The organism is Acetivibrio straminisolvens JCM 21531 (genome assembly GCF_000521465.1).
Classification (GTDB): domain Bacteria; phylum Bacillota; class Clostridia; order Acetivibrionales; family Acetivibrionaceae; genus Hungateiclostridium; species Hungateiclostridium straminisolvens.
In genome coordinates this window covers 21,106-27,165 of the sequence record NZ_BAVR01000051.1, presented here as the reverse complement: position 1 = coordinate 27,165, position 6,060 = coordinate 21,106, and the positions used below count along the sequence as shown (strand labels likewise).

Here is a 6,060-nt window from a genome sequence, read left to right as displayed (position 1 = left end):
AATAAAATATACCGGAAGTAGCATCAATACATCCATTTCTCATATAAAGCCTGTTCTACTAATCTAAATCTTTATTCCCCGCTTATATCTGAAATGATTTGTCTCCTTTAATTACCTCTAGGTGTTATCTTCAATCATACATATTAATCTTCCATTTTCCATCAACTCTAGACACAGACAAATGAAAACCAAATGGATCACTATCTTTATCCATAATGACCTCAACAAAAAAAGGCTCTATTACATGGTCAACAGGAGCAATCTTTCGAATTATATATTTTCCGCCACTATAATCCTCATAGTCTTCCTTCCACTGTTCATCTAAACTATTTATTGTTTCTATAAACAACTCCCAGTTTTCCTCTTCATAAGCCTTAAAATGATTAACAATTGTTTCTATTAACTCGAAATCCAGTCTCTTATCTATAATCATTTCTGAACTTGATGTACTTATAAAATCTAACTTTTTCTCGATTCTATATACAGCAGCATTAGTTTCATTCAATGATTCAATCTTACCACTATAGCTTTTATTCAAACTCATCAATTCATTTTCTAAACTAATGCTCTTTAGAATTAAATCTTTATTTCTTGTATTCAAGATTATCTGATAAACTTGAAGTAATATTATAATAGCAAAAAAAGAGAAAAACAATATTAATTTAATTCTATCCTTTTTAAACCATAACATAATAAATCATCTCCAAAATTTATTATCTATTCATTACCATGTACTGCTTAATTATTGGCTCAAAAATATCATGAGGATATAAGCTATCGACTCATGTATAAAAAATATTTTGAATATGCCGCCGTTTAATTTTCTAAAATAATTATATACATTATGTGAAACTAGGGTTTTGAAAAGAAAATTCCCCTTTACTATAGATATTTTATCAAATTTGGTAATACTTATCTACTCTATATTACCAAAAGTTTTTTTGCAATATGTGCGTATTTATTGCATCAAAAAATAGACTAAGCATCAAACATATACTCCACGAGAGCCTGCTTTTGACGCTTACCCATAACTCGATAATTTTTGAAGTGAAAAAATATTAAATGTATCAAAAATCTATGCCGCCAGTACTTCAAACTAAGTGATGAGCTTACTGCTTATAAAAACAAGTTTACAGGGTATTATTTATTCAATTTGTAAAGATTATTATCTCTTCTGCCAAAATACTCAACTAATTCTTTAAGTTGGAGATAACGTGAATCTAGTATTACTTCCAAAGAATCTTCAAAAGACACATAGTATTTATCATAAATTTCTATCAATTTATCTGTAGTCTGAAGGACTATTTTTAATTTTTCTATTTCTTCACTGCCTAAAGCCAGTTCCTCTTTTCCCTCTGCCATCGTCTTTAGTTCGGAAAAGAACTTAGCTATAGGAATCATCATTTGATCAAATTTGGCCTTCCAAAATGTGGTTGATTGCATATTTCTTCAAATTGCTCATCTTCATACACTCTTATGTAATCTACATAATAAGTATGAAATCCCTCATTTAGCGTGTCAAATCTCGTGTAGAGCATATCAGCTTCCATATAAGTAATTGACTTTTTATTAATTATGTTTTCCAACAGGTCCCTGGAGTGAAGTCTTAATCCATCCATAACACTAAAATAATCATATCCAAGCAAATAAAGTGCATAGTTTTTGTGAATGGAATAAATATATGAATCTTTAGATGAATGCCTGGATCAGAAAATGTAATTAAACATCAAAGTCAAAATCAAGCAAACAGCTAATATCAGCGTAATACATCTATTTACAATCAATTTATTTAATTTAATTATCATATTATTCAATTTATTTATCATATTACCTTCCATTCTACCAATGTTGCTCAACCTCAAATTATTAGCTAGATTGAGCCAAGAAAAATAGTTTTCATTAAATGCCTCTAAAGAATGGATGATTTTCTGTTCTTTTACACATAAATATGTGAATATGTTTATTAAAATATACTTCAATATTTATTTTAGTTAAATATATACTATTTTTCAAGTTTATTAATATGTAAAGCCTTTTTATAAATTAATCACCGATCTAAATTTTCAATAAACTGCCACTCTTTCTTATTGATATAATGCGGCGACAGCTTATAAAAAAATCCTTTAATATATCAGAATTAGCAGCTTCAGAGGTCTAAAATGCACCTTGCCGCTGATATAGTCCACTGCATCAAACTTAATACTTCTTTCTGTAAAACAGGAATATTCTCATATTCTGATAATATATTCTCATTCGCCATGATAGTTTAAATCCAACCACTTGAAAAATCTATCGTACACTTCTCCTTCATATTCTTCTGTCAACAATGCTTTTTCTCTGAAGACTTCAACCAACTTTCCCTCAACATAATCCTCTACTATCAATGTTTGCATACCCTCACCATCAGGGTTGCCCATTTCCAGATACCTCACACAAGTCAGTTTCCCGTCAATATATTTATAATACCGTGTTTCATTTGCTGCGGCACTACTTCTCCAGTATCCTTTAACCACTTTCAAATCATTATCAAATTGCGGCATAGATATTTCACTCAAATCCGGAGATTCCATGAATTTCCCGGACTTAGGATCCCAAATCCAAAATCTGCAATAATAATTGGCGTTACCTCTAATATGAACATAGCAAAAATCCTTGTACCCATCGAAATTAGCATCGACTATTTCATAATCTTTAAAAAGCGAATCCAATGTTTTATCCTCTATAACTTGAACCGGTGAAGACAAATCATTGATGTCGTAAATCGAAATATTTAGTGCGCTATCAAAGAATTCCCCTTCTTCTCCATCTTCAAAAGGTTTTGCTTCCATCACTACTTTGAAGCTATGTTTTCCATCTCCAATATCAATTGTAAATGATTCTTTTGTGTCTTCACTTGTTTCAATCTCATTTTGATCAGCCTTGTTTTCTGTTTTTTCTTTTTCCGAATTGCTACCGTCATCCGTTTTCGGTTCTTCAATTTTATTATTTCGCTCTGTAACGTCTTTTCCACCGTTTGTTGTACATCCCAGCAAACCCAAACATAAAAGCATAATTACAATCGCTAACCTTTTCGCCTTCATTTGCCATAACCCCTTGTTAAGAATAATAGTCTTTATATATAATATACGAACCATATCGTTATGATTCTTAATACCTTCAACATGCAAAAAGCGAGATTCTAAAAGAATCCCGCCATGTTACCCAAAAATGTACATTACTTGCTTAAAAACTTTTCAATCCTGTTTAATCCTTCTTCAATATTCGCCATGGATGTTGCATAAGACAATCTTACGTGAATGTCCGTTCCAAAACCGGAGCCCGGAACCAAAGCAACATTTGCTTTCTCCAAGAGAGCATCTGCAAAGCTATCGGAACCGGTTATTTTCATACCGTCTATTTCTTTTCCGATAAGCTTTGATATGTTCATCATCACATAGAAAGCACCGTTTGGCTTAATACATGATATACCGTTTATTGAGTTTATCCTTTCAACCATGTAATCTCTTCTCTTCACAAACTCCGCTGCCATCTCATCGATTATTTCCTGTGGTCCTTCAAGGGCAGCCAAAGCAGCCTTCTGAGCTATTGAATTTGGATTTGATGTAGCATGACTCTGAACATTACTCATAATTTTTGCAATTTGCTCGTTGCTGGCAGTATATCCTATTCTCCAGCCTGTCATTGCGTAGGATTTGGATACACCATTAACAACTATGGTAAGGTCCTTTATTTTATCGTTAAATGATGCAATGCTGACATGCTTGTATCCGTCATAAATAAGCTTTTCATATATTTCATCCGATACAACATATATACCCTTGCTCACAGCCAGGTCAGCTATTGCTCTCAATTCCTCTTCGCTGTAAATCATACCCGTAGGATTGCTTGGGCTGTTAATGACAATTGCTCTGGTTTTGTCTGTAATAGCCTTTTCAAGCTTCTCCAATGTAAATTTAAAGCCCTCTTCTTCAGTACAATGAATGTAAACCGGCACTCCATCGGCAAGCTTAACCATCTCAGGATAGCTTACCCATGCAGGAGTTGGAATAATTACCTCATCACCGGGGTTACAAATCGCCTGAAAAGCATTAACCAGTGAATGCTTTGCACCGTTGCTTATCACAATATTTGAAGGATTGTAATCAAGCCCATTGTCTTTTTTAAATTTGCGGCAAATGGCCTGCTTCAATTCAAGAGTACCTGAAGCAGGAGTATATTTGGTAAAACCGTCATTTATAGCATCTATTGCCGCTTTTTTTATATGATCAGGTGTATCAAAGTCCGGTTCACCTGCACCAAATCCAATTATATCAATTCCTTCTGACCTCATCTTTTTCGCTTTTGCGTCTATAGCCAGTGTAGAAGACGGGCTAATCGAAAGCGCCTTATTTGAAACTACCATTTTATACCCTCCAAAAACATCTGATATTATGTACCTTATTTTAATATATAATATTCGTTTTTGCAAGTTATTGATATAAAAAATGCAAAATTATTTTTTGCCATAAATTTAATTCTCAATATTTAATAAAGGGTATTGTTTTTATAATAGTCATTATTATAATTCGAAATTATAAAAATATATAAAATAACAAGTACAAGCATCATCAAAATGCAAGTTCACCATATCATTATTTCAATGGAATATAATTCATCAACATGTTATGTATTAAGCAAAACATAGTGGGCAAAATAATTAACACAAGGGGTTCGTGATGGTTGAGCCAAGAGTGTTATGAGGTCATTATATTGGCTTTATAACATTCGGCCAAAGATTAATATCAGGTTTCGTCCACGGTTGACGCTAAGGCTTGATATTAGTCGGCGGGAAGAGTCTTGAATATTTGAAAAGTTTAGTTTTACGGATATTCAGATTCGAGCTAAGATTATTATTGCTTTATTATAACAAATTGACTTGAGCCAAGTTGATTTCGTTATGGCACATTTTAGCAATAATGATAATCGAGCAAAGGTCTATATAAGTTTCTTTACTTTTTAACTTTTTACAAGTTTTGAAATTTAACTAGGCCGGCGCGAAGATCATCACGGGCTCCATTTTACATACCGTTTACATACTATAAAACGCTCTGGATAACTCTAAGAAAGTTCTTGCCTGCAAATTTTTCTATATTTTCGTTGGAATAATTCAGTTTGCCAAGTTCATTAAATATTTTTTCAATATCCTGCACTCCATTTATTCCGGCAGGCAATTTTTCAACACCGTCAAAATCGGCTCCTAGCCCGATATGTTCAGGTCCTGCAAGACTTGATATGTACTCAATATGGCTTATAATATCCTTTATTGTTGCTTCTTTGGAATTGTTCAAAAATTCCGGGTACAGGTTTATTCCGATAACTCCGCCGTTATCTTTTATCGCAATAATCTGTTTGTCCGTCAGATTTCTCCTGTGGGCACAAAGCCTTTGGGCATTTGAATGGGACACAATAACCGGAGAGGAAGTACACTCCAATACATCCCAGAATCCGGTTTTTGATATATGGGAAAGGTCAATGAGCATTCCCAGCTTATTCATTTCTTTAATTACTTCTCTGCCAAAGGGCGTTAGTCCGCCTCCCGAAGATTCGTCCTTTACACCGTCGGCTATTTCATTGCGGTAATTCCATGTCAGGCAAATACTTCTTACTCCAAGCTTGTAAAGCATCCTCAAAACCCCAAGATCTCCCTGCAGAGCTTCACCGCCTTCTATTGAAAGCACCGCAGCAATTTTATTTGCCTTTACGGCCTCTACAACGTCGTTGTAATTACAACATATCATAATGTCATCTTTACTAGCTTCTACCTGAGTATAAAACTCGTCTATTATCTGCAGGGCTCTCTTTAATGCATACGCCTGACAATAGGCCGGGTCTATAAATGCAGCAAAAAACTGAACATAGTTTCCTCTGGGTTTAAGTCTTTCTATGTCAATGTGGCAATTATTCTTCCGAAGACCTGTACCGTTCTCCATTATTTTTGTTATGGTATCGCAATGAGCATCAACAATAATCATGGATTCCACTCCCCAAAAGTTTATTAAAGACCCGTATGCAAAAGCTTTG

At 33.8% G+C, this 6,060-nt stretch carries 6 protein-coding genes; all 6 read right to left on the bottom strand.

Going from position 1 to position 6,060, the window contains the following annotated elements:
- Positions 1 to 130: 130 nt before the first annotated feature.
- The gene (locus tag JCM21531_RS12930; protein ID WP_038290511.1) at positions 131 to 691 is read right to left on the bottom strand and encodes a hypothetical protein; all 561 of its coding nucleotides are present in this window, start codon (positions 689 to 691) and stop codon (positions 131 to 133) included.
- 449 nt (positions 692 to 1,140) lie between these two features.
- Entirely contained in the window at positions 1,141 to 1,404 is a 264-nt protein-coding gene (locus JCM21531_RS22265; RefSeq protein WP_243467654.1) for a hypothetical protein, read from the bottom strand.
- Positions 1,401 to 1,619, bottom strand: coding sequence for a hypothetical protein (locus JCM21531_RS22260; RefSeq protein ID WP_243467653.1), 219 nt, complete (start codon positions 1,617 to 1,619; stop codon positions 1,401 to 1,403). The genes JCM21531_RS22265 and JCM21531_RS22260 overlap by 4 nt, the downstream gene beginning before the upstream one ends.
- A 630-nt stretch (positions 1,620 to 2,249) precedes the next feature.
- On the bottom strand, positions 2,250 to 3,080 hold the full coding sequence (locus tag JCM21531_RS12920) for an XAC2610-related protein (protein ID WP_038290509.1): 831 nt from the start codon (positions 3,078 to 3,080) through the stop codon (positions 2,250 to 2,252).
- A gap of 134 nt (positions 3,081 to 3,214) precedes the next feature.
- The gene (locus JCM21531_RS12915) at positions 3,215 to 4,402 is read right to left on the bottom strand and encodes a pyridoxal phosphate-dependent aminotransferase (protein ID WP_038290506.1); all 1,188 of its coding nucleotides are present in this window, start codon (positions 4,400 to 4,402) and stop codon (positions 3,215 to 3,217) included.
- A gap of 673 nt (positions 4,403 to 5,075) precedes the next feature.
- Positions 5,076 to 6,011, bottom strand: coding sequence for a dipeptidase (locus JCM21531_RS12910; protein ID WP_038290503.1), 936 nt, complete (start codon positions 6,009 to 6,011; stop codon positions 5,076 to 5,078).
- Positions 6,012 to 6,060: the final 49 nt, after the last annotated feature.